Raw genomic sequence first — 1723 nt, 5'->3', positions numbered from 1 at the left:
ATTGACTAGAGTCATGCTCCTTTGATCCCAGACGGGGATCCCTGCGCACCTACCTGAGCATCTTGGCTCGCTCTCGCTGTTTGGATCGGCTGCGCTCTTGGCGGAATCGACAGCGCTCCCTGGAACAGGGCAGAGTGGAATTGCAGGGTAGTCCTGCTGCGGATCCCACCTTGGAGCAGTTGGCCCAAGCGGAACGGGTGGCCGAGGTGCAAACGGCCTTGGCCGAGTTGTCCGAAAGTCAACGGCAAGTCTTAAAGATGGCCTATTACGAAGGCATGAGCCAAACGGAAATTGCCAAGCAACTGGATCTGCCTTTGGGAACGGTCAAAGCCAGAGCTCGGCGGGCTCTGCTGCGGCCGCGCGAGTTGTTGGGAGGCCCCTCATGAAAGCCGAATCTGTGTCTCCCGAAGAACTGCAACTGTGGCTGGCAGGCTATGTGCTGGGGGATCTCTCCCCGGAAGAGGCCGACCGGCTGGAAGCCTTGCTCAAGCTGCGCCCGGAGCTGCACCGAGAACTGCAAGCGTTGCAACAGGCATTGGAGACAGCCTACGGCGTGGAGGAAAAGCAACCTCCCCCCGCCCTGCGGGCTTCTCTGTTGCAGGCACATGCGGAGCAGGCAGCCCAACCGATGCGCACCCCCGCCTGGATTGCCAAGGGATCCCGTCTCTGGCAGCGGGGCTTGGGGGCAGTGGCCGCAGGCTTGATCGTCGCTTTGGGGCTGGGGAACCTCTACCTGTGGCGCAGGCTGCAGCTAGCCCAGACTCAAGGGATCCCTGGCGAGGTGTTGACCTATGAATTGCAGCCGACTGAGGAGAACCTGGCCGGCTCGGTCAAGCTTGAGGTGGATCCCCAGCGCTTGCAAGGGCGATTGGTGGCCCAAGGGTTGCCGCCTTTGCCGGAAGGCCGGGTCTATGCCCTGTGGGTGGTGCTGGAACCGGAGGCGCCCTTTACCACCGATAGGGCGGGGGCCGTTCTCGTGGCAGCTTTTCCGGTGGATGAAACAGGAAATCGCCAACAGGAGCTGCGCCTACCGCCGGTGTTTGAATCTACAGAATGGGTGCGGGCTGTGGCCATTACCGAAGAGGATGGCAATCGTCCCCAAGAGCACGAAGGATCCCCCTTGTGGATTTCCGGCTAGGGAAAGCATCGGCAGGCCCATGGATTGGCGTGGCCTGATGGCGTAAATAGGCGATTATTATGCAGATTGATATCCACCCAGTCTTGTGACCCAGACAGAAAACCTTAAGATAAAAGTCGCCACCCGGCGAAGAACTCGGAGGCTACCCCATGGGCGAAGCAAAGCGCCGTAAAACCCGCACCAGCCAAGATCCCGACCAAGAGCTGGTGTTTCCCAACCTCAAAGACATTCCCCTCACCAAAGGGCAAGCTCGCGCGATCTACAATTGGACAACCCGTGGTGCTTGGGCAGGCATTATTCTGCTGGCGATTGTTTGGGTTGTGATCCGATTTGTGGGGCCTGCCTTGGGCTGGTGGCATCTGGTCGGCTGAGCCTGTCGGATCCCCTTTAGCATCCTTTGGAGTTTCCGTCTATGCGCTCTTATCTGGCAGCCGCCATTCAAATGACCAGCATTCCCGATCTGGCCAGCAACTTGCAGCAGGCGGAAGAGTGGATCGACTTTGCGGCGCGCCAGGGGTGCGAGCTGGTGACGCTACCGGAAAACTTTGCCTTCATGGGGCCGGAAGCCGAGAAAGCCCGCCTTGC

3 protein-coding genes and 1 pseudogene are annotated in these 1723 nt (G+C 59.9%); all 4 read left to right on the top strand.

The features are described 5' to 3' along the window. Positions 1–29: 29 nt before the first annotated feature. A pseudogene (locus NW819_RS13520) lies at positions 30–386 on the top strand (sigma-70 family RNA polymerase sigma factor); the annotation flags it as partial. Further along, positions 383–1138, top strand: coding sequence for an anti-sigma factor domain-containing protein (locus NW819_RS13515; protein ID WP_414414061.1), 756 nt, complete (start codon positions 383–385; stop codon positions 1136–1138). The pseudogene NW819_RS13520 and the gene NW819_RS13515, both read left to right, overlap by 4 nt. Before the next feature lie 149 nt (positions 1139–1287). Next, a complete protein-coding gene (locus NW819_RS13510) occupies positions 1288–1509 on the top strand; it encodes a DUF2839 domain-containing protein (protein WP_414414060.1) in 222 nt (73 codons plus the stop codon). A 41-nt stretch (positions 1510–1550) separates the two neighbouring features. Further along, a partial coding sequence (locus NW819_RS13505) for a nitrilase-related carbon-nitrogen hydrolase (RefSeq protein WP_414414062.1) occupies positions 1551–1723 on the top strand: 173 nt, incomplete at its 3' end.

Source organism: Synechococcus sp. R8-2, assembly GCF_047461715.1.
GTDB lineage: Bacteria > Cyanobacteriota > Cyanobacteriia > Thermostichales > Thermostichaceae > Thermostichus.
The sequence above is the reverse complement of the archived record's forward strand: the minus strand, read 5'-3'. Positions and strand labels throughout refer to the sequence as shown.